This is a genomic window from Paenibacillus odorifer, from assembly GCF_000758725.1.
GTDB classification, from domain to species: Bacteria; Bacillota; Bacilli; order Paenibacillales; family Paenibacillaceae; genus Paenibacillus_AQ; species Paenibacillus_AQ odorifer.
This window is the reverse complement of record NZ_CP009428.1, coordinates 1,622,697-1,644,933: the sequence shown is the minus strand read 5'-3', so window position 1 is coordinate 1,644,933 and position 22,237 is coordinate 1,622,697. Positions and strand designations below refer to the sequence as shown.

Annotated in this window: 19 protein-coding genes and 2 pseudogenes; 4 read left to right on the top strand and 17 right to left on the bottom strand. The window is 44.3% G+C overall.

Annotated elements, in window-relative coordinates; all coding sequences use genetic code 11:
- Window positions 1-4: 4 nt before the first annotated feature.
- Complete coding sequence (locus PODO_RS07010; protein WP_038569383.1) at window positions 5-886, bottom strand: carbohydrate ABC transporter permease; 882 nt, start codon at window positions 884-886, stop codon at window positions 5-7.
- 17 nt (window positions 887-903) lie between these two features.
- On the bottom strand, window positions 904-1,824 hold the full coding sequence (locus tag PODO_RS07005) for an ABC transporter permease (protein ID WP_051490892.1): 921 nt from the start codon (window positions 1,822-1,824) through the stop codon (window positions 904-906).
- Between the two features lie 465 nt (window positions 1,825-2,289).
- Between PODO_RS07005 and PODO_RS07000 the strand changes: the two genes are divergently transcribed.
- Window positions 2,290-3,327, top strand: a complete 1,038-nt coding sequence (locus tag PODO_RS07000; protein ID WP_038569381.1) for a LacI family DNA-binding transcriptional regulator — start codon at window positions 2,290-2,292, stop codon at window positions 3,325-3,327.
- A 104-nt stretch (window positions 3,328-3,431) separates the two neighbouring features.
- Here PODO_RS07000 and PODO_RS06995 read toward each other — a convergent pair whose 3' ends face one another.
- The 6 genes from PODO_RS06995 to PODO_RS06970 all read right to left on the bottom strand — a co-directional run bounded on the left by PODO_RS06995 (window position 3,432) and on the right by PODO_RS06970 (window position 11,125).
- On the bottom strand, window positions 3,432-4,238 hold the full coding sequence (locus PODO_RS06995) for an AAA family ATPase (RefSeq protein WP_174890033.1): 807 nt from the start codon (window positions 4,236-4,238) through the stop codon (window positions 3,432-3,434).
- 322 nt (window positions 4,239-4,560) lie between these two features.
- Window positions 4,561-5,958 (bottom strand): MATE family efflux transporter, encoded by a 1,398-nt coding sequence (locus tag PODO_RS06990; RefSeq protein WP_038569377.1) that lies wholly within the window; start codon window positions 5,956-5,958, stop codon window positions 4,561-4,563.
- A gap of 281 nt (window positions 5,959-6,239) precedes the next feature.
- On the bottom strand, window positions 6,240-7,109 hold the full coding sequence (locus PODO_RS06985) for a carbohydrate ABC transporter permease (RefSeq protein ID WP_038569375.1): 870 nt from the start codon (window positions 7,107-7,109) through the stop codon (window positions 6,240-6,242).
- Window positions 7,106-8,029, bottom strand: a complete 924-nt coding sequence (locus tag PODO_RS06980; protein ID WP_038569373.1) for a carbohydrate ABC transporter permease — start codon at window positions 8,027-8,029, stop codon at window positions 7,106-7,108. The genes PODO_RS06985 and PODO_RS06980 overlap by 4 nt, the downstream gene beginning before the upstream one ends.
- A 78-nt stretch (window positions 8,030-8,107) precedes the next feature.
- Complete coding sequence (locus PODO_RS06975) at window positions 8,108-9,508, bottom strand: ABC transporter substrate-binding protein (RefSeq protein WP_038569372.1); 1,401 nt, start codon at window positions 9,506-9,508, stop codon at window positions 8,108-8,110.
- 567 nt (window positions 9,509-10,075) lie between these two features.
- Window positions 10,076-11,125 carry an NAD(P)-dependent alcohol dehydrogenase gene (locus PODO_RS06970; RefSeq protein WP_036675829.1) on the bottom strand — a complete coding sequence of 350 codons (1,050 nt, stop codon included), beginning with the start codon at window positions 11,123-11,125 and terminating at the stop codon, window positions 10,076-10,078.
- A 120-nt stretch (window positions 11,126-11,245) separates the two neighbouring features.
- On the opposite strand from PODO_RS06970, the gene PODO_RS06965 reads away from it, so the two are divergent.
- Entirely contained in the window at window positions 11,246-11,662 is a 417-nt protein-coding gene (locus tag PODO_RS06965; protein WP_036675831.1) for a MerR family transcriptional regulator, read from the top strand.
- Between the two features lie 55 nt (window positions 11,663-11,717).
- Here PODO_RS06965 and PODO_RS06960 read toward each other — a convergent pair whose 3' ends face one another.
- From PODO_RS06960 to PODO_RS06925, 8 genes and pseudogenes are all read right to left on the bottom strand, one after another.
- Window positions 11,718-12,377 carry a YczE/YyaS/YitT family protein gene (locus tag PODO_RS06960; RefSeq protein ID WP_235219370.1) on the bottom strand — a complete coding sequence of 220 codons (660 nt, stop codon included), beginning with the start codon at window positions 12,375-12,377 and terminating at the stop codon, window positions 11,718-11,720.
- A 134-nt stretch (window positions 12,378-12,511) separates the two neighbouring features.
- Window positions 12,512-12,775 (bottom strand): annotated as a pseudogene (locus PODO_RS06955) (sigma factor); the annotation flags it as partial.
- Window positions 12,776-12,946: 171 nt separating this feature from the next.
- The gene (locus PODO_RS06950; protein WP_038569370.1) at window positions 12,947-14,374 is read right to left on the bottom strand and encodes a Sapep family Mn(2+)-dependent dipeptidase; all 1,428 of its coding nucleotides are present in this window, start codon (window positions 14,372-14,374) and stop codon (window positions 12,947-12,949) included.
- Between the two features lie 21 nt (window positions 14,375-14,395).
- Entirely contained in the window at window positions 14,396-15,391 is a 996-nt protein-coding gene (locus tag PODO_RS06945) for an aldo/keto reductase (RefSeq protein ID WP_052096861.1), read from the bottom strand.
- Window positions 15,392-15,411: 20 nt separating this feature from the next.
- On the bottom strand, window positions 15,412-15,789 hold the full coding sequence (locus PODO_RS06940; RefSeq protein WP_036675836.1) for a tautomerase family protein: 378 nt from the start codon (window positions 15,787-15,789) through the stop codon (window positions 15,412-15,414).
- A gap of 83 nt (window positions 15,790-15,872) precedes the next feature.
- A complete protein-coding gene (locus PODO_RS06935) occupies window positions 15,873-16,727 on the bottom strand; it encodes a MetQ/NlpA family ABC transporter substrate-binding protein (protein ID WP_036675837.1) in 855 nt (284 codons plus the stop codon).
- A gap of 24 nt (window positions 16,728-16,751) precedes the next feature.
- Window positions 16,752-17,414 carry a methionine ABC transporter permease gene (locus tag PODO_RS06930; protein WP_036675839.1) on the bottom strand — a complete coding sequence of 221 codons (663 nt, stop codon included), beginning with the start codon at window positions 17,412-17,414 and terminating at the stop codon, window positions 16,752-16,754.
- Window positions 17,414-18,412 carry a methionine ABC transporter ATP-binding protein gene (locus tag PODO_RS06925; protein WP_051490878.1) on the bottom strand — a complete coding sequence of 333 codons (999 nt, stop codon included), beginning with the start codon at window positions 18,410-18,412 and terminating at the stop codon, window positions 17,414-17,416. Before PODO_RS06925 ends, PODO_RS06930 begins: the two co-directional genes overlap by 1 nt.
- Before the next feature lie 199 nt (window positions 18,413-18,611).
- Between PODO_RS06925 and PODO_RS06920 the strand changes: the two genes are divergently transcribed.
- Complete coding sequence (locus PODO_RS06920) at window positions 18,612-19,661, top strand: LacI family DNA-binding transcriptional regulator (protein WP_036675840.1); 1,050 nt, start codon at window positions 18,612-18,614, stop codon at window positions 19,659-19,661.
- Window positions 19,662-20,131: 470 nt separating this feature from the next.
- Here the strand turns inward: PODO_RS06920 and sigK are convergent.
- Window positions 20,132-20,635, bottom strand: a pseudogene (gene sigK, locus PODO_RS06915) (RNA polymerase sporulation sigma factor SigK); the annotation flags it as partial.
- A 309-nt stretch (window positions 20,636-20,944) separates the two neighbouring features.
- Here sigK and PODO_RS06910 point away from each other — a divergent pair.
- Entirely contained in the window at window positions 20,945-21,910 is a 966-nt protein-coding gene (locus PODO_RS06910; RefSeq protein WP_036675848.1) for an NAD(P)H-dependent flavin oxidoreductase, read from the top strand.
- Window positions 21,911-22,237 lie beyond the last annotated feature (327 nt).

The window sequence follows — 22,237 nt, the reverse complement described above, 5'->3', positions numbered from 1 at the left end:
TTTCCTACTTAAGGGAACCGACCATAACACCTTTTTCAAAGTACTTCTGGAAGAACGGATACATAACAATAAGTGGCAAACTGGAAACAACGATGGCAGCGTACTTGATGATTTCAGACAATCGTTTCATTTCCGCCATGGCGAGTTGATCGCTGATCATGCCCGGATCTACCTGATTCTGGATCAAGATGGAACGCAACACGAGCTGCAGTGGATGAAGATTAGGATTATCTAAATAGATCATCGCGTCAAAATAGGAATTCCATTGGCCCACAAAGGCATAAAGAGCGAGCACGAAAACAATCGGTTTGGAGAGCGGTAATACGACACTGAAGAAGATCCGCATCTCCGAAGCTCCGTCTACATTAGCGGCTTCCTTCATTTCATTCGGTACTCCTTTGAAGAAAGTTCTAGAGAGAATGATGTTCCATACATTAACTGCCCCTGGAATAATCACCGCCCAGACTGTATCAAGCAGACCAAGATTCTTAACGAGCAGATAGGTTGGTATAAGCCCACCCCCAAAGAACATGGTGATAATAAACAAGGTCATGAAGAATCCTTTTCCTTTGAGCCTGTCATCAGACAGTGCGTATCCTGCACAGATAGAGACGAGAACGGTAAGCATAGCAAATGAAACAGAGTATAAAACAGAGTTTCCAAAACCTCGGATCATGGCCGGATTAGAAAGAATTTTTATATACCCTTCTAATGACCAATCCGAAAGGTTGAATGATAATCCTTTACTGAGCAGAACTGATGGATCCATAAAAGATGCAATCACTACATAAATCAAAGGAAGTACAATGATAAGTACGGCCAGTGTCAGGAAGATCGCGTTAAGCACGACGATAAAGCGATCTAATCCGGAATGTCTAATGGGCATAGCTTGTTGCTCCTTTCTTAGTAAAGACCTTCACCCTCATTCAGTTTCTTCACGGTAAAGTTAACGGTGATGAGCAGGACGATGTTGATGATAGAGTTAAACAATCCTACTGCGGCTGAATAGGCATAATCGCCCGACTGCAAACCAATTTTATAAACGTAAGTCGGAATGATTTCTGAGGTTGGCAAGTTCATCGCCGTTTGCATGAGATAGGCTTTTTCGAAGCCAATGGACATAATCCCACCAGCTGCAAGGATAAATACAATAGCCATAATTGGACGAATGGTTGGCAAATCGATATGGCGTATTCTTTGTAGAAGATTAGCGCCGTCAAGATTGGCTGCATTATGTAACTCAGGATCGACATTAGCAAGTGCTGCTACATAAATAATGGATGCCCAACCGGCTCCGGTCCAAATATCGGACAAAATGTAGATCGAACGGAAGTACTCCGGACGAGACATGAACATGATTGGTTCACCTGTAAGCCAGGTAAAAAACTGGTTAATCGGTCCCGTTGGGGACAAGAAGATAAACAACATCCCGACCACAACGACAACAGAAATAAAGTTAGGTGCATACAAGAACAACTGAATGTTCTTTTTGACGCCTGCACGGCGAATTTGATTTAACATCAACGCAAGCAGGATAGGAATTGGAAAACTCAGAATTAATCCGAAGAAACTTAATTTAAGCGTATTCATAAAGATAACTTCGAAGTTGGGGGATGACAGGAATTTCTCGAAGTTGTACAAGCCTACCCATTCACTCCCCATAATCCCTTTGATTGGGCTGAAATCTTTAAAGGCGATAATCGCACCATACATAGGACCGTATTTAAAAATCAGGGTCAGGATCACAGCTGGTGCGAGCAAAATATAAAGAAAGTAGTACTTCTTTAGATAGTCTAGTAAGGAGCTCTTATGTTTGGTCACCATTGTTCTGTGTTCAGCTTCTATTAGGTTTTGCAATGCCTTTACCTCCGTTCTTATCAATGTTTATATCTTGATGCAGTAAGGGCTTTCAATTGGCTTATGTCCTGCTGCTTTTACAATTTACCAAACACTTAATCGTTCGTCAATACATTTTGTAAAAATATTAATGTGCATATGACAAAGTATTATGTTCATAAATGATGCATATAATTTTACATAATTACAAATACAGCCAATTTAAATAGGATTATATACTTTAAAGTCAACATACTCTCATGAAGATGAAAAGAATAATACCTTTTTCGCACACTTATCCGCCGATAAAATGTAAACTAAATTGTGCATTTGTAAATATCATATTGCTATTTTGAGTAAACTAATATACATTAAAGAGAGTTGGAATCATGCCAAATAGTACACTATTTGTGGCGAAGGTTAAGAACAAGAATATAGAGGTGAATTACATAGATGGCCAGGGAAAAAGTAACCATACAAGACATCGCGGATGCTTTAGGAATCTCCAGAAATACAGCTTCCAAAGCCTTAAATGGAACGAATGGTATACCTGATGAAACTAGAAACAAGGTTATAAAGAAAGCGATAGAGTTAAAATATAAACAATTTGCTTTTATGGATACCGAGAGTGTTCAACCAAGAAACTCTGGAAATATCGCTTTATTAACAGAAAACTTACCTAACACTTCCCACTTTGGATCGAAACTGATCAGTGGCATGGAGAAACGAATCAGTGCAGAAGGATATAATTTATCCATGCACATTATAAGAGACATTGATCAGGAGTCCCTGTCTCTTCCAAATAATTTTGATGTCGCCAATGTAGACGGAATTATTTGTATTGAGTTGTTCAATTTGGAATATAGTAAGCTAATTACAAGTCTAGGCATTCCAACTATTTTCATCGACTGTTCTGCAGATATCTGCTACCCTGAATTCCAAGCAGATGTACTTCTCATGGAAAACGAACATAGCACATATCAACTTACAAAAAAGTTAATTGATGGCGGTTACACATCACTGGGGTTCATCGGGGACTATAATCACTGTAGGAGCTTTAATGAAAGATGGGTGGGCTTTAATCGCGCATTGATAGAATCTGGCATCCAGCTTGATCTCTCACAATGTATTCTCGATGACGATCGACTATTTTTTTCGAATCCGGAGTGGGCAGATACTAGGCTGAGTCAAATCAATGAGCTTCCTTCTGCTTTCGTGTGTGCTAACGATTATATTGCGGTTACCTTTATGAAGTCTCTCAAAAACATGCTTTCCATTCCTAATGACATCGTCATTTGTGGTTTTGATAATGGTCCTGAATCAAACATTGTTGAACCCCATCTCACTACTGTTCATATTTATAGTAATCAGATGGGTGTCAAAGCAGCCGAAATGCTACTTTCCCGAATTCATGATCCGAAGCAACCCTATCAGGTTTCTCATATTTATACCAAACTCATCATAAGAGACTCTACACCTAATATCAGTTGATGAATTTAAAAAGAACCCAAGCGATTAATAATTCCGTCGCTGGGGTTCTTTTTTTTCGTTGAATTGTTCCAATTACAATATCCTGTATATATAATCGCCCACAATTAGTTTATGGAAGGATTGTATTCTTCATAGGATAGAACAATATGCTCTCGTTTTAGCAGACAATGCTCTATGATCGCCTTACGTTTCGCTTTCAGGACAATTTGTTCAATATCAGCAAAACTGCAACCGGAAAGACGTTCGCATGCCTCCTCCATCAACCCAGCTTCACTTTCAAAGTCATTAATTAACAGTTCGACATATTGAAGCCTACTTGATTCATCCGGGTTAGCATAAATCATTTTTGTATCAAACCTTCTCCAAATAGCTCTATCCAGTTCATTTTCTAGGTTCGTTGCTGCTACAAAAATGCTATTGTCACCAAAATCATCGAGACATTGCAGCAGTGTATTCACCGCACGGGCCATTTCTTTAACCTCGTCATTACTCTCCCGTGTTCTTGCAATGGCATCAAACTCATCCAGGAAAAGAACACAAGGAGATGCTTTGGCATACTCAAATATTTTCCGGATATTACTTCCAGTCTCACCCAAATGGCTGTGAATAATTGCATCAAGTCTAACCAGGATAAGTGGAAGCTCCAGCATTTGCGCCATATAAAATGCCGTAAGTGTTTTCCCTGTGCCCGGTGGACCATACATAACCACTTTATTGGGAATGGGAACTTGATGTTCTTCAAATCTTCCCCTCATACCTAAGATCGTAATGAATTCTTCGACAATCTTTCGATTCATATCGGGTAGGACGAGATGTCTAACCTTTTTGGCACATTCTTTGGGTGTATAATAGGTACCCATATCAATCCCTTTTGCTCTGGGTAGACGTTGATTGTTGCTGCTTTTGTTCATTATTTATTAAAGCTCCTTTAAAATGGTTATTTTCAAGAAATCCAAAAGATCCTTTCTGAATCCAGTTCAACCTGCGCTAATTGCCGTTCGAAGTCCTCGTGAGGAACGATAGAGCCGGCTTGTGACCATTCATTATCCACAAATCAATTCAACTTCCAAATTATATTTATTCGTAATTATTACGATTTAAAATATCATACTTTCTTTTTGTTTATAATGTCAACCAGTAGCACAAAAAAGAGCCTTATAGTTCCAAGGCTCTTTCGGGGTATATCTATTAAATCGTCCATCCAGGCAAAGCAGAGGTTCCAGCATCCTGCCTTCACATATTGTAAGTCCTGGCTAGCTTGGACTTAGCTCTGAGCCGGGTGAATTCCTTAGTTACCAGGATTACCGTCCACACTACAACCACAGAATCAATCACAAGCGAACCCCAATATACTCCGGAGACGCCTAACCATCTTGGCAAAACAAGCATCACTGGCACATAAAAAACAAGTTGTCTGGTGATGCCGATAACGGCCGCCGGCTTCCCTTTATTAATCGCAGGGAAAAAGGTCATGGCCATAAAAATGAGCGACAATAACGGCAGAACCGCCATGTTCAACCGGAAATATAACATTTCGCTGGTTTTAAAGATTTGATCCGGCAGCATTAGTCCCAGAATGGAAGCCGGCGAGATCATGGAAATTATCCAGAAAGGCAAAGTCAGCAGCATGGAGACGAGTGTGAATATTTTATAGGCTTTGATGGCGCGCTCATACTGTTCTGCTCCAAAATTAATGCCGATGACTGGCTGCAAGGCGCGCATTAATCCGAATATCGGCGTCAACAGGAAGGTGAATACACGGAAAACCACACCATAAAATGCAATATCTGCTGTAGTCCCGTATCTCGACAGTGCATTAAATACTACAACAGCCTGTACCAGATTCATAAAGTTCATAATGAAAGAGGACATTCCCAGTCCAACTATGGATTTGATTGTGGCAGCATCCCGATAGATTGCAAAGACATTCGTTCGGAATGAGGCAAATCCTTTGCCAAAATAAATCCATCCCAGCAAGGTGTAGACCAGCATCCCGATATTTGTAGCCCAGGCAGCACCCTCTACTCCAAAATCCAGCCAGGCTACCAGAATATAATTGGACAATACATCAACTGCCAGTCCAATGCCCATTACCACGGCTGCCGATTTCATTTTCCCTTCGGCACGCACAATCATGTTGGCAGCCAGTCCATAAATCCAGAAAAATGAACCGATCACCGTAATTCTAAAATAGCTGTCTCCAAGAGCCAGAGTTTCCCCTTCTCCTCCCATAATTCGCACCAGCTGTGTGGAGAATAATAAACCTAACACCATATAGACAAGCGTTACAAGGATGGACAGATAATTAACATTCCCCATCAAACGCTTCTGCATTTCTTTGTCCTGCCTGCCGAGGGCTAAACTTAAAGCAGAACCGGCACCCACCCCGATCAAGGAGCCCAGTCCCAAGCTGATCTGGGTTAAAGGATAAGCTACCGAAACCCCAGCCAGTGCTTCCTCTCCGACAAACCTTCCCACAAATACAGCGGCAATAACCGCATTTAAGCCATAGAGAACCATTGCGATGATAGCGGGCCATGATAACTGGACCATAATATTCCATAGATTACCGTTGAGAATAAAATGCGTCTGCTTGTCTTTGCTGTTGTTTATCTGTGTTACAGTGTTCATAATGTGGATTTTCTCTCCTTCTTTTGACTGAATATGCGAAGTCCTCGTTCAAAGATTTACGGGACTCCTTACATTAACAAGTCTATAAGACAGGATGGCTAGCAACTACCGCAAAAGGGATTGTTTCTATCTCATAAAGGATTTTATCTTTAAAATTATATTTTCACAGCACAAATAAAGGGCACCCTATATCGCCAGGCTCTGTACTTAAGCCTTAGCAGAAAGGTGCCCCCATTAACACTTCAGAGCAGATTACAGTGCGCTATCTTTAGCCATTGGAGCTAATTTTTCAGTCCTGTCAACACGATTCCTTCTACGAAATATTTTTGACCAATCAGATAAAAAATGACGCCCGGCGCAAAGGACATACACGTAGCCGCCATCGTCAGCGACCAGTCCTGCTTTAGTTGTCCTCTAAAAGCGGTTAGTCCCAAGGCTATCGTGTACTTATCGCTTGAGTTTATGTAAATCATCTGTTGAAGTAGATCATTCCATAAACCGATAAAGATAAATAATGCCACAACGATCATTGCAGATTTAATGGCCGGCATAATAATGCTGAACAAAATGCGGTAATATCCAGCACCATCGATCGTTGCTGCTTGATCAAGCTCTCTCGGAATAGACATGATAAACTGCCTAATCAAAAAGATATTAAAAGCGCCACCACCACAGAAATAAGGCAAAATCAACGGCAGATAGCTGTCATGGATTCCTAAGCCTCTCGTCCACCCAATATATAGTGGAATAAGAGTAACCATGGCAGGTAGAAGCATCGAACCGACACAAAGCGCCCAAATCAATTTTTTGCCCCGAAAACGCAGTCTTGCAAAAGCATAACCGCATAAGGTCGCTGTAAAGGTTCCTGCCAAACAAGCGGGTACAATAATAATCATGGTGTTCCATAAATATTTCCAAAACTTAAAAATCTCTAGCGTTTCTGCATAGTTTGAAAACAACCAACTTCCTGGCAGCAGTGAAGGCGGATATTTGTATATCTCGGCATTCGACATGAGCGACGTGCGAAATATCCACCAGATTGGAAAGAGCACGAGTATAGTAAAAAAAATGACAACGACAAACGAGATCAGGTTCATCCATTGATTATTACGTTTTTTGCTCTTTAATCTTCCGTATGTGGCTACACTCATTTGTCATCGCCTCCTTCATTAAAGATCCATAGATTGGAGGTTTTGAATAATACACCAGTAAAGCCTGCAAGAATAACAAAAATAACGGCCGTTGTCGCACAAGCATACCCCAATTTATAATTTACAAAAGCTTGATCATACATCAGATAAGTTAAAAATCGTGAAGAATTACCCGGACCGCCATTCGTTAATGAAAGAGCCGGCGTAACAATTTGGAGATTGGCAATCAAGCTCATTAACAAATTGTAAAAGATAATGGGCGACATGCACGGTAAAGTGATATGCAAGAATCGTTTCCATCCATTCGCACCATCCATTTCAGCCGCTTCATGGTAGACGACCGGAACATTCTGCAGCCCAGCTAAGAAAATAACAATTAAGTTACCTGACAGCCAAACCGAGATCAAGGATAGAGATGGAATGACATAGCTGGAATCCGCGATAAAAGAAACTTTGTTCAAACCAATCTCAGAGAGAATAAAGTTAAAAAATCCAAAATTAGCTTCGTATAACCAAGACCATCCTACATATATTGCGGCTGCCGGCAAAACGTACGGTACATAGAAAACAGCTCGGAAAAACCCTCTTGCCGGAATTTTACGATTCAGTAGCATCGCAATAAAAAGTGAATAAATCATACCTCCAACTACCGATAAGACGGCAAAGTAGACCGTAGCTATAATAGAATCTTTAATATAAGGATCAGTGGTAAATAGATTAATATAATTCTCGAAGCCAACAAATTTTGGGTCTGAAAGTCCCGTCCAATTCGTTAAGCTGATCCCGAGCACCCCAATAAGAGGTAGATACGTTAGAAAGATCAGGCCAATGAAGGCAGGGATCAATAATATATACGCGGCTCGTGCCTCACCTGCATGGATACGTGAACGACGTTTCGGAGATTTATTAATCATTTCCATCTCTATCTCCCCACCTGAAGATCATAATATGGCCGCCGCGGGTGTGAGCTTGGCAACGGCCATTCTTTGCGGATTTTACTAATTGCCTAAATGGGCTGCTTTCAACGCATCCAGATTTTTAGAAATAGCATCCTTAGCGGTCGTCTTTCCCGTCCATACATCCCCTAGAACCGACCCGAGTAAGGTGTTAAACTCCGTCGTATGATTCGTATAGAACCACGCTGCGGGCTTCACAGCAGGTGATTGCGCATAATCGACTACTGCAGATTTATATTCGTCATAAACAGGGAAGTTAGGATTTTCGACCCATTTACGGGTAAGGGTCTCATCCGTGTACCACTTCTCCAGTGTCGGCATCCAGATTCCCGAGCTAATGAGGCCCCAGTTATTTTCTTCTGAGTTGTACCATTTCAGCCATTCCATCGCTTCTTTTGGATGCTTAGTCTGGGAGAACACGACATTGGCGCCACCCGTGTTGAGGGTAACCTTATCCTTCATGTAAGGCAATACTGCAACGCCATAGTTCAGGCCTTCATTCTTAGCCGTATTGAGACTAGTTCCCACGTTCCACGCACCGTTAGTAGCCATGGCAACAGTCCCTGCGATAATGGTTCGTTGAATGCCATCATCAGTCTGTCCGACAGACAACGGAGCAACATGATCCTTCAAGTAAAGATCTGCAACCTTCTGAATTCCCTCTATACTGGCGTCTTCTCCAATTCTCACCTCAGTCCCATCACCCGAATAGAACCCCCCACCATTACCAAGCGCCCAGGTCTCAAGCTGCCATGGTAAGTTTTCAACGGATGCGCCAAACTGAACGATACTCTGCTCATTAAAGCCACTCTCATCAGGATGTTTACCATTTTTATCAAGGGTCAGCTTCTTTGCTGTTGTTACAAATTCCTCCCATGTCCACGCTTTATCCAGAGCAGCCGGGGGATAGGGTACATTGGCTTTGTCGAATATATCTTTGTTGTAATAGAGGAGTAAGATTTCATTGGCAGCCGCGTAGGCTACGGTTTTCCCTTGATATTTGTAGGCTAGGCTATCCAGTGGTTTGCTGTCGCTTCCTTCGTACATTGTATTTACATCATTCAGCATGCCTTGGGTAGACCACTGAACGACCCCATCTTCTCTGAGCATCCCTGTATCAGGTAATTGCTCTGCCGTAGCCATTGTATTCAGCTTGGTCATGTAGTTTTCCCAAGGAATTGCTTGTACTTCTACTTCAATTCTGTCTTGAGAAGCATTAAACTTATCCGCCACTCCCTGGGTTACATTTCCCTCTTCCGCACTTCCCCACATCGAATAGATAATTTTGACCTTCTCCTCAGGCTTGGAGGTGGCGTTCTCAGATGCTTTGGGTCCATCAGTTGCCTTGGTTGCTGTGTTTGTCTCATCTTTCGCGCAGCCAATGACACTTAATGCTAGTGCAGTTGAAAGAATACCTACCCCGAATGCTTTACCTACCTTCATTTCCCTCTCCCCCTTCATAATCACATAGATATGTCCAACCGTTTGACCCCCTAAGTTATTGAGTTAAACGTTTAGTACCAACTTTTTTTAATAATTCCAACCTTTGCTTGGAATCCGAAATTTCGGCCAGCCGATACGACTTTTAATATCGTAAATATTTTCAAAAAGTGGTATAGAGTCTTCATGAACTTGGGATGTTTTAATGAAGTAAGCGCTTTATTGTTATTGTGTCATGATTTTCTATTAGGGAAAATAGCATTTTTCAACCTGATTTTTAAAAATTCCAACCTTTAAAGAATCATCTTTTTCATAAAACAGCAGAATCAGCTGATCCAAAATATCACTTGCAGTAACGACAATAAGCAGAGCCGCCCTCCTACCCCAATGGTAGAAGCACTGCTCTGCCTATTTAGCATTTATACACTACGCTGCTGTATGAAGCAACGCCGTTTTTCTATTCTAGAAACACAACTGCGTGAGATCTCCAGCTCCTTAGCGATTTCCCGCTATGTTATCGAATTTCTTGAGGTTGTGGACACGAACCGACGTCAAGAAAGAGGACGTCTCTTATTCGTTCCCCATCGTGCTGATGTCGATGACAAACCGGTAACGGACATCTGAAGCAAGCACACGCTCCCAGGCTTCATCTATCCGGTCAGCAGAAATGACCTCGATTTCAGATGCAATATTATGTTCAGCGCAGAAATTAAGCATTTCCTGCGTTTCACGGATTCCGCCAATCATCGATCCGGCAAACGAACGGCGGTGGCCGATCAGCGAGAATACGTTAACTGCCAATGGATCAGCAGGCGCACCGACATTGACTAATGTACCATCCAGCGCTAGAAGTGAAAGATAGGCATCGATATCAATCTGTGCGCTTACTGTATTCACGATTAGATCGAATGAACCGGCAAGCTGCTTAAATGTCTCCGGATCGCTTGTGGCATAATAATGATCCGCTCCTAATTGCAATCCGTCTTCCTTCTTCTTCAGTGACTGTGATAACACAGTAACCTCAGCTCCCATAGCATGAGCAATCTTCACAGCCATGTGTCCAAGCCCGCCAAGACCCACTACAGCTACTTTTTTGCCGGGAGCGGCTCCCCAATGGCGCAGCGGTGAATAGGTGGTGATTCCTGCACACAAAAGCGGTGCAGCCGCGTCAAGCGGAATAGCGTCAGGAATCCGGACCACGAAGTCTTCTGTTACAACGATGTGCGTGGAATATCCGCCCTGTGTATAGTGACCGTGCCGGTCGATAGCTCCATAGGTGCCCGTATTTCCACTCAGGCAATACTGCTCCTCACCTTTCTGGCAATTACTGCACTCTCCACAGGAGTCAACCATACAACCTACCCCTACACGATCGCCAACTGTGTACTTTGTAACTTCGGAACCGACCTGGCTGACAATACCGGCGATCTCATGCCCTGGAACAAGTGGATACTTAACCGGTCCCCACTCCCCGCGGGCTGTATGAATATCCGAGTGGCAAATGCCCGCGTATTTAATCTCTATAAGAACATCGTGCGGCTGCAGATTCCGGCGTTCGATTGTAGTTAGCTTGAACGGGCCTTCCTGACTGAATGTAGCGCGTGCATTAACTTTTATCATAGTGAAACCTCTCTTCTAGTTAATATAAAAAACTGTAATGCCGACTTTACAAAACCTATGTTATTACTTAAAGTTAACTCTAAGTCAAGCACAAAATATAATTAAGACTGGAGATAGATGATGAAGACATACTCCATAAGTGAAGTTGCAGAATACTTTAATATGACATCACATACCCTGCGTTACTATGACAAGGAGGGGCTTTTGCCTTTTATAGAAAGAACCCCCAGCGGGAAACGCGTTTTCAAAGAAACGGATATGGACGCTTTAAAAGTAATTGAATGCCTGAAGTCATCCGGGATGCCGATTAAGGAAATAAAACATTTCATTGAGTGGTGCTCTGAAGGGGACTCCACCTTGCAACAGAGATATGACATGTTCCTGGAGCGAAAAGCTTCCGTAGAAGCACAGATGGAAGAATTAAGAAAAACGATGGAAGTCATAGAACATAAATGCTTCTACTACAAGACCGCCTTGGATAGCGGCACGGAAGATGTTCATAAAAAAAATAACATTAAGAGTGCATTTACTCATTAGAAATGAACCTTCAAATTACAGTAAAGGCGGGGCAGATTGATCTGCCCCGCCTTTCTTAATTTGGACGCTTTTTTGCCAGCAGCTTCTCCGTAAAATTCACATCAAAAAAATGAATAATGGGTCCCAAACCAAGTGCGGACACTAGAGTTCCTAAGCCTATAACGCCTCCTGCCAGGAAGCAAATCAAAGCACAAAGCGCATCCGTAAACATCCGGTGCCAAAAATAAGATATTTTCGGGAAGTTATCCCTCATAATCAGGGACAGGCTGTCGTAAGGAGCTACTCCCACAGCCGATGTCTGATACAAGGATACCCCAAAACTGCATACCACCACGCCAATCGCTACGACGACCACCCTCTGCCATAACAGCTGAGGTTCGCCCAACAGAGATAGCCAAGTACTATGAAAGAACGTAGCGATATATCCCAAAAAGATTGCGTTTACAAAAGTCCCGGCTCCAATAAACCTTCGTCCGGTTATGAATTCGATTACAAACAATACCAGGTTCAGCAAGATCAGAAAATTTGCATATGTTATACCGACGCACTCTGCAAGTGCCATTACCATGCCGCTAAAGGGATCATTCCCCATGCCGGACAGCTTAAAAATACTGATTCCCATGCCCAGAAATACATTGCCGATAACCATAATAATCAATCGTTTTTTATCAACGTTATAAAGATAACCCTTCATATTGCCCATCCTATTTTTCATATTAAAATTGCACCTTGCAACAACCACGTCATTATATCATATATTCTATTGTTTGACGGTTATCTTTATTGATAGTATTCAATGATTTGGATAAGCAGATCGGTCAGCACTGAGCATTATTTTGAAGGGAACACTGCTTTTTCGATCTTCAGATCTACTTCTTTAATGACATCATCAACCTCGGAGCCAAGGATATCTATAAGTGTAATTTCATTACCTTCTTTGTCCGTCCCAATTGGATCATGTAGGGATACGTCTTTACGTGTTTTCTTGAGCGAACGCAGGTGCATCAGGATTTCGTTTTCAATACAACGAGCAGCAAATGTGGCTAACCTTGTTCCTTTGATTGGACGATAGCACTCAATAGATTTAATCAGGCCGATTGTGCCAATGGAAATCCACACCCCAACAGAAAGAGTTGTCCAGTTCGAAGCCAAGTCTTTTTATTATCACAGAAAATGAAAATAGGCCCAGCTTCTAATGTCTGCTAAAAACCTTGGCAGCCAAGTTGCGTGGGCATAAAAAGTGTATATTTATTTTCTTATCTGAAACCCGCCGCGCTGCTCACCTCACCCAGTCTCTTCTTGGTCACTCAGCAGCTGGTCAATTTCCACAATTGCCTTAATATAAATCTTGAATGCGTCCCAGATCTGGCTGATGCGCATGGCCTCGTCCGGCTGATGGCTGCTCCCTTTTCCTTCGGGAAAAGGAGTCTGTACATCGGTGCGAAGCGGGCCGAAGGCTACTGTGCGCGGCAGCCATCTGGCATACGTTGCCCCACCCATTGCATAGGGCGCTTGCGACAAGCCCAGCTCACTGTTGGCAAGCCTGCATAAGGCCGCTATGATCAGGTCATCCTTGTCCATGTAGTGTGGCGGACTGTCCGTCCACTCAGTCAGTGACAGTCCATGCTGCCGCGAGTAGGCTGCCAACTGCTCCTGCAGCGCATCCGCGGATTGCGACAGACCGTAACGGACATCGATTCCGATCCGAACGGTTCCCTCATTCCACGCTACGATGCCGGCATTGCTGGTGGTAGGACCCGTTTCATCCCTGTGGGTGATACCAAGCCCCTCCCCGTAAGGGTCACCCAGCGCTTGTGACAAAAAAGTGAGCACAGCACGCGCCGCAGCATCCTCAACCAGCTCATGCGTAAGGAGCGCCCCGGCCAGCTTTCTTGCCGCGTTTTGCGTCCCGGCAGGAAACGCCGCATGCCCGGCCTTACCCTGCGCGCGAACAACCGCTATCCCCTCTAGCTCCGCGACTTCAAACCCCTCCGACCGCAGGTTTTGCACTTCGTATGAGGTTAATCCGCGCAACCGGGCCTCCGCAACGGCGGGCACCATATTGTAATCCTCGCCAGCTTGAAAGGACAGCAACCTGTCGTCAGACGCGCTTCCAGTCACATCGGCTCGCACAATCCCTTTTTCCGCATAGCATACCGGATAATAAGCGTCAGCAACAATCCCGAAGGACGGCGACTGATGCTGGGACAGGAAATAGCGGATATCCCGCATGCCGCTCTCTTCGTTGACGCCCAGAAATACATAAGCATTATGATCCAGCCGCACGTTGGTCTCTTTGAAAAACTTCAGTACATAAAGCGCAAGCACAGCAGCCGATTTATTATCCATCGCACCTCGGCCAAATAGAAACCCATCTTTCTCGAACGGGGAGAAGGGCGGAAAGCTCCAGCCCCGCCCTGCGGGCACCACGTCCAGATGGGCGAACAAGCCGATGCCTTCCTCACTGTCTCCCAGCTGCACCTTAATGCCATAGCCAGCAAAAGCCGTTACCGACAAGTCTTCCCGCGCGGCCAACTGCTCCGCCTCACGCAATACAGCAGCGCATTCGGCACCAAAAGGCTCCGGGCTATCCGGATGAAAGGTGGTGCCCACGCTCGGCACACGAATCAGACGTTTGATATCTTCGAGAATCGCCGCTTGATGATCGGCTAGAAACTGTTCAACCTGCTTGTCCAGCTCCATACTGGTCATAATCGCTCACCCCTTTCAGGTTTACAGCTCGGCTGCAAGTTCCAGCTTTTGTAGACGGAAATCCAGCTCAGCTATGACATTTGGCGGCAGTACTACCTCGGCACCGGCAATATTCTCATGAAGGTGCTTTTCCTTGCGAATGCCGCAAATCACATTGACATTGGCATGCTTGTTCAACAAATAGGCTACGGCAATAGAACTGGCGCTAACCCCATATTCACTTCCGATCTCAACCAGACCGCCGGCAAACTCAGTGGCCAGCTTCAGGTTGCGTCCATGCCACCAGGCATCGTTCTGGCGGGGATCGTTCGGCTCCAGCACATGATCAGGCCGAATATGTCCTGTCAGTAACCCTTGCGCCAGCGGCGAATACGCATGGAAGCTAATCTGGTGCTCGTTGCACAGAGGCAGGATCGCCTGCTCGGGTTCTCTGGACAGCATATTGAATTTTTTTTGCACGATTGAGATTTCACCATAATCGATGTAGCTCTGCACGTGATGCGGCTCGCAATTGGACGCGCCTATGGCGCGAATCTTGCCTTCCTGCTTCAGTTGCATCAGCACCTCGATCGTTTCTTCAATTGGTGTTAGAAAAGGCTCCATCGCCGGATTATGTGTATAGTAAATATCGATATAATCCGTCCCTAACCGCTTCAGGCTTTGCTCCACCTCCATGCGAATCGTTCGCGGGCTCAAATTCCGCTTCACGCTATGCCCGTCCCAGGTAAAACGATAACTGCCTTCCTCGTCACCCCACCACAAGCCGCATTTTGTCGAAATAATGACCTTATCCCGCCGGCCTTTGATCGCTTGCCCAACGATTTCCTCACTGTGCCCAAAGCCGTAAACCGGGGCAGTATCAATTATATTGATGCCCAGATCCAGCGCGGCATGAATGGCGCGAATCGATTCCGTATCATTGGTATCTGGGAACTGGAATCCTCCACCAATACCGAAAGCGCCGAAAGTAACGACAGAGGCTTGTATGCCGCTCTGTCCAATCTCCTTATATCTCATCGTGACTGTATCCTCCCACTTTATTGATTCGCCTGTGCAGCAACAATATCCAGCCGGAGCTGCCCACCCACACCCACATTTTCATCGGCGTGTTCTTTAATGATGACAATCGTTTTTACCTGCAAGCCGGAAAGCACCCGATCCGTAGTCTCCTGCAGATTACGAACCAAGTCCCGCTTCGCCTCAACTGGTTTTCCAGGTGCGGTGTATACAAAAAATGTAATTTCATAAAAGTCCTTAGGTGTTGTCGATGCCTGTGGAAGTTCGATCCAGGAGATAGTTCTTAGCTCCGGAGGCAGGCGAAGACCCGTTGTTACTGCCGTGCCCAACTCACTTACCAATTTTGTCTTTTGTTCTTCCTTCAGAGATGTCGTTGCGTATGCCAATACAGTTGCCATGGTTCAGCACTCCTTTATCATTATAGTTAGTTTTTTCAGACAAACGCTTTGCTTATTTCCGCATTCCCATTACTCAGGATGCATTATTCGTTATACGGTTTCTTGACTCCCTTGTACGTATCCAGCAGCCATTGCGAATATTCTTTCGAAGTCATCACCGATACGATAGCATCCAGCCATTCCTTATTCTTCTCTTCAGTTCCTTTCTTAATAGCCAGCAAAATACCGCCATATTGTTTGTACACCTCAGGTGTTTCCTGTAGCAGCGCCGTATCAATCGTCACCTGGGGATCATTCATTTGAGCTACCGTAATAGCCGGCGCAGTCATGGCGTCCAGATCAGCAAAAGCCCCTACGCGGCTGCGCGGATCAATTTCAACGAATTCGAGCTTCTTGCTGTTCTCGACAACATCGAGTACTGTTGGCAGGTCAATACCCTCGCGCAATTGGATTAGCCCATTGTCCGCCAATAGTTGCAGTTCTCGCGCCCTGTTGGCGGAATCGTTGGCAATGCCGATCTTAGCTCCTTGCGGCAGCTCATCCACAGTTTTGTATTTCTTGGATACGAACAGCACCGGTGTTGTATAAATATTCGGGCCATAAGCGACCAACTCTGTACCGTTGCTTTCATTGAAGCTGTTCATATATTTTTCATTCTGAAAATAATTGGCATCGATACTGCCGTCTGCAGTCGCATTGTTCAAGGCAATATTGTCATTGAAGACTTGCGTCTCAATTTGATAGCCTTCCGGCTTCAGCTTTTCGGCCACATAATCAATATCCGGCTGCTCCCTGGCAATCACGCCAATCACAATTTTTTGGGACTTTGCATCCGATTGTGCGTCGGAGGATGAGCTGGATGACTGAGAGCATCCGACCAGCAGCACAATGACAGTGGTCATGATCAGAATCAGCTTGGCAGTTGCCTGTTTTTTCATGTAAAACCCCTCATTTCTGATGTTTTATTTCAACTTGCGGTACAACATATTCCCGCCCAGTTGTATAAATTGAACAATAACAATTAAAATAACAACGGTTGTGTACATAATCGTGTCATTGAAATTCTGGTAGCCATAGGAAAGCGCAACTGCCCCCAGCCCGCCGGCTCCAACGGTCCCTGCCATAGCTGTAAAGCCCAGCAACGAAATAAAACCAATCGTTAAGTTTGAAATGATGGATGGAATCGCCTCACTGACAATAACGTTAAATGTTATTTGCCAATCGGATGCGCCAAATGACCTAGCAGCCTCGATCAGACTCGGATTCACCTCCTTAAAGCAGCCCTCCAGCAATCTCGCCAGTAACGGAGAGCCTACAATGGTAATGGAGAAAATGGCAGCTGTTGTACCAATGGTCGTCCCCACAACAAAGCGAGTTAACGGAATTATTGTAATAATGAGAATAATAAAGGGTACAGAACGCAGCACATTAATGATGGCGCTGAAGGTCTCGTAGACTGCTCGGTTGGGCCTGAGTCCTTTGGCATCTGTAGTAATGAGAATGAGTGCCAAGATGAAACCGAACAGGGTACAGGTCACAACGGTGCCGCCCAACATAATCAGCGTATCGCGCAGCCCCGGAAAAATGATTTTATCGAGCAGAGTCTGGTAATCGTACTGATACATTACAAATTCCTCCATTCCATGCCGCTCTGCTCCAGATAGGCCCTGACCTTGTCAAAATCTTGCCTGCTGACCGATAAGGTGAACGACCCCGCGATACTGTCCACATAACGGTCCAGTCCGCCCCATACAACTTCAAACGGCACCCCTGTTGACAAGGCGAAGCGGGAAAGCATGTCTTCCTGACCTGGTCGCTGAATAAGCTCAAACAGAATGTTATCCTCGCCAGTTTTCACTTCATGTGCGCCCAGGAAATCATTCAGATGACCGGAGTTTTCCAGGAAGATATCTTGCACCGCTCCGGCAGCCTGCAACTGACCCTTGCTGAGCACCGCGATGTTGTTGCAAGTTTCTTTTACCACTTCCATTTGATGCGTCACAATGACAATGGTGATGCCAAGCTCTTTGTTAATTTTTTTGAGCAGACCCAGAATGGATTTGGTGATGTTGGGATCAAGTGCGCTTGTCGCTTCATCACAAAGCAGAATGCGTGGGTTCATAGCAAGCGCCCGGGCGATGGCAACCCGCTGCTTCTGTCCGCCGGAAAGCTCGCGCGGCAGTGCCTTTTCCTTGTCCGTCAATTCCACGAGCTGCAGGAGCTCTTTCACGCGCGCATCAGCCACCGCTTTATTGTAGCCAAAGCATTTCATTGGAAACATAATGTTGTCATACACATTTTTTCGCTCCAGCAGAGAGAAATGCTGAAAGATCATGCCGATATTGCTGCGAAACTTGCGTAGTGTTGCTCCCCGCATGCTGCGGATTTCAACTCCGTTGACATGCAAGCTGCCGCGGTCAAAGGTCTCCAGACCGTTGATACAGCGCAAAAGCGTTGACTTGCCCGCGCCGCTCACCCCAACAAGTCCGAAAATATCCCCGTCCGTAATGTTGACATTAATACCAGACAAAACCTCCCTACCTCCAAATGATTTAAATAAATCACGAATTTCTATGCCTGAACCGACAAGCTCCGTAGGTTTGCCCTCCAGTTGTCCGACCATCCTATCCACTCCTTTCATGCACCCAGAAAATGCTTTTTCTAAATAAATTAGATCGATCTAATTTCAACCTAAAACAATTCCTATCAGTTTACTTTGATTTATGTTATCAGCTCTACAGTAGCCTGTCAACACTATTTTTAAACCTTTCTGTCAAATGAATTATGATATACTGGAAGGTAGTTGAGAGGAGGAAAAGTTTGTGGTTTCTAGAGAAAAAAGAGTTACACTACAAGATGTTGCCGATGATGCCGGCGTTTCGAGAGCAACCGCCTCTCTTGTCGTTCGCGGCAGCAAATCCATTAAACCTAGTACACACAAAAAGGTGCTGGACTCCATGGAAAAGCTCGGCTATGTATATGATCGCGTAGCCGCCAGCTTTCGATTACAGCGTTCCTCAACGATAGGCGTTATTGTCACTGATATCGAAAATCCGTTTTATCCACATATATTGACGCATATTGAGCATGTTCTATACGAACAGCGGTTCAATGTGCTGCTGGGCATGAGCTTTGAATCAACCGAAAAGCAGGAGCGTGTGCTGGAAACAATGCTTGAGCACCGTGTGTGCGGCATTATTATGACTCCTGTCGCCTCTACATCGCCCGCCCTGTTCACCAAATTGCAAAATCTAAACATCCCCACGCTGCTGATTGGACGTGAGGTTGATACCGTGAATACCGACTATGTCGGGACGGATTATCGGCTGGGAGCCGAAATGGCCGTGCGCCATCTCATCGAGCAAGGGCACCGGCGCATCGCTTATCTGGGCGGCAGCCCTCAGGGAAACACATCCTACAAGGAGCGTTTTGCCGGTTACTGCCAAGCCCTGCAGCAATTTGGATTGGAGATCGATCCCGCTCTAATCATTACAAGCCCGATCAACCGTGACGGCGGCACCCGCGCTGTGCAAGAGGCGATGCAGTTAAACAATCCGCCAACCGCCTGCTTTTGCAACAATGATGTCATTGCCCTGGGCGCCATGATCGGCCTGCAGTTGCAAGGACGTACGCCTGGGAAACATATGGCCATCGTTGGCTTTGACAATGTACAGGAAACGGAGACTGCCAAGCCTGGTCTAAGCAGCGTTTCCGTATTCCAGGATAAATGGGGAAGCGAGGCTGCCAAGCTGCTGCTCAAACGAATCAACGGCGATCAGTCAGAACCTACCAGAATTATTATTCCGCCTCAGCTGATTATACGTGAGTCTTCCACCAGCTATAGCGGCTTCCATTCATCCAGCCCTTTATAATCGACACAATCCGGATTCATTCTCCGGACTTGTGTTGTTTTTCCGGGAACTCCAATACTAATAAATTCTTTATTAATACTTTTGGTCTTTGTTCTTACCGGTCTTCTGAATTTCTTCTCAAGCGAACCTCTTACCTCAAATGAACATTATAAAAGAAATTAATTATTTTTACATATATATCTAGTTAATTCCACATTATTGATAAAGCAAGTACATGCTGTCCATTTTTATGTTAAACAATCCTCTTAGAGATCTCATCAACAAGTTGCCTAATCCCCATTCTTTTTGAGCTTTAATATCTCCTTCGGTTCGACTGTTAAACTTTGATTATTAAACCCATTAGTCCGTCTCTACATTGAAATATCATCACTTTCACTGCTCTTTACTTTTCTTAACAAAAAAGCAACTCCCTTATTGGCAAGTCGCTTCTAAAACACTCAATAGTGATTATTTAGTTATTATCTAAGACCCTACCGCTTAGCCTTATAAAACTCATGATACAACTTCATCAGCGCCCTTTTTTCTATCCTCGAAACATAACTCCGCGAGATCCCCAACTCCTTAGCAATCTCCCGCTGCGCCCTCTCTTCTCCACCTGTATCCAATCCAAACCGCCCAACGACAACTTCTTTTTCCCGGTCATCCAGAATATCGAGGTTACGATATATCTTACTCTTCTCGATCTTCAGATCGACTTCTTTAATGACATCATCAGCTTCGGAGCCAAGGATATCGATAAGTGTAATTTCATTACCTTCTTTGTCTTTCCCAATTGGATCATGCAGGGATACGTCTTTACGTGTTTTCTTCAAAGATCTAAGGTGCATTAGGATTTCGTTTTCAATACAACGTGCTGCAAATGTGGCCAGTTTGGTTCCTTTGTTCGGACGATAGCTCTCGATGGCTTTAATCAAACCAATGGTTCCGATGGAGATTAAGTCCTCCATGTCTTCTCCGGCATTATCGAATTTTTGAGGTTGTGGACACGATACGATGTCAAAATCCACTTTCTTGATAGAAAAGCGTTGATAGAAGTATGAAGGTTTTACCGGATGGATGGCTCTTTTTTTGTTATTCATTGTCCTTTTTTTAATAGTCACTTCGTTTTCTTAAATTTTCACTTGATATCAACAACTTAAAGAAAACAGTTGAAAGACATGATATTTAACATAGTTTGAGCATGTTTACAGTCACATCCGGGAAAGAATTAGCTGTGTTACGATATATCTTATTACTCTAGAGGAGTATTAATAATGTCAACAACTTGCAAAAGAGGTGTGTAATTGAAACTTCCAACAATCCAATTCGGACATATTAAATCGAGAGTTCCTGTTATTCAAGGTGGAATGGGTGTAGGCATATCCTTAAGTGGACTAGCCGCTGCTGTAGCCAATGCAGGCGGGATCGGCACCATCTCTGGTACAGGGATCACTCCTGATGAGCTGAGAATGCATATTCGCAAAACAAGAGAACTCTCTAAAGGGAATGGCTACATCGGTGTGAATGTACTATTCGCAGTGAAGGACTTTGCCGAAAAAATGAAGATTGCTTTGGAGGAAAAGGTTGACTTTATTATTTCCGGAGCCGGAATTTCTAGAGATATTTATGCTTGGGGTAAAGAATATGGTACTCCTGTCGTAACTATTGTTTCATCCGCCAAATTAGCCCGAATTTCCGAAAGACTTGGTGCCTCCGCAGTCGTTGTGGAAGGGTTCGAAGCTGGAGGCCATTTAGGTACAGACAGATCCATGTTTGATATCCTTCCTGAAGTCTTAGAGGCAGTTTCGATTCCTGTTATTGCTGCGGGTGGAATTCTAACAGGGGATGATATCGCAAAAGCCCTTCGGATCGGCGCATCTGGTGTTCAAATGGGTACCCGTTTTGTGGCTAGCCTTGAGTGTGATGCTCCCTTAGCCTTCAAGCAAAAGTATGTAGATGCTCAGCAAGGAGATACTGTCCTGATCAAGTCTACTGTGGGTCTAGAAGGTAGAGCAATTCGGAATGAATTTACGGACCGGATCAGTGATGATGCCAAATTAAAGATAGTCAAATGCTATAATTGTCTAAAGGTTTGTTCACATCGCTTCTGTACAATGGAATCCCTGCTCACTTCCCTTAGAGGAGATGTTAAGAACGGATTGGTTTTTGCTGGGTCCAGAGTTCATGAGATTAAAGAGATTTTGTCCGTACAGCAGATTATCGACAATTTAATGGATGAGTATCAAGGGGCATTGAACCCGACAACTTAAGGTTGTTATAAGATTCAAAAGCACGATTAACCACTTAAGCAAGCTTGGGATTTCCGAGCATAAGTGGTTTTTCATTTCGCTTGATACTCAAATTTAGTTATATTTAATAAGCTTTTGTGTTGTATTTAACTAAAGATTTCCGTACCTTTCTTTTTAATTGCAACAACAGCTAAATATCTTCACAGCCAAAATGCAATATGCCCAATACCCAAGATAATCGCAAAAGATGACTGGATATATGTACTCTTCAGAGCACCACTTAACAATTTACCCTCTCCCTTTCTCATGTATTTTTATGAGTTGGTTTAATACCAAAATTCGCTGAAC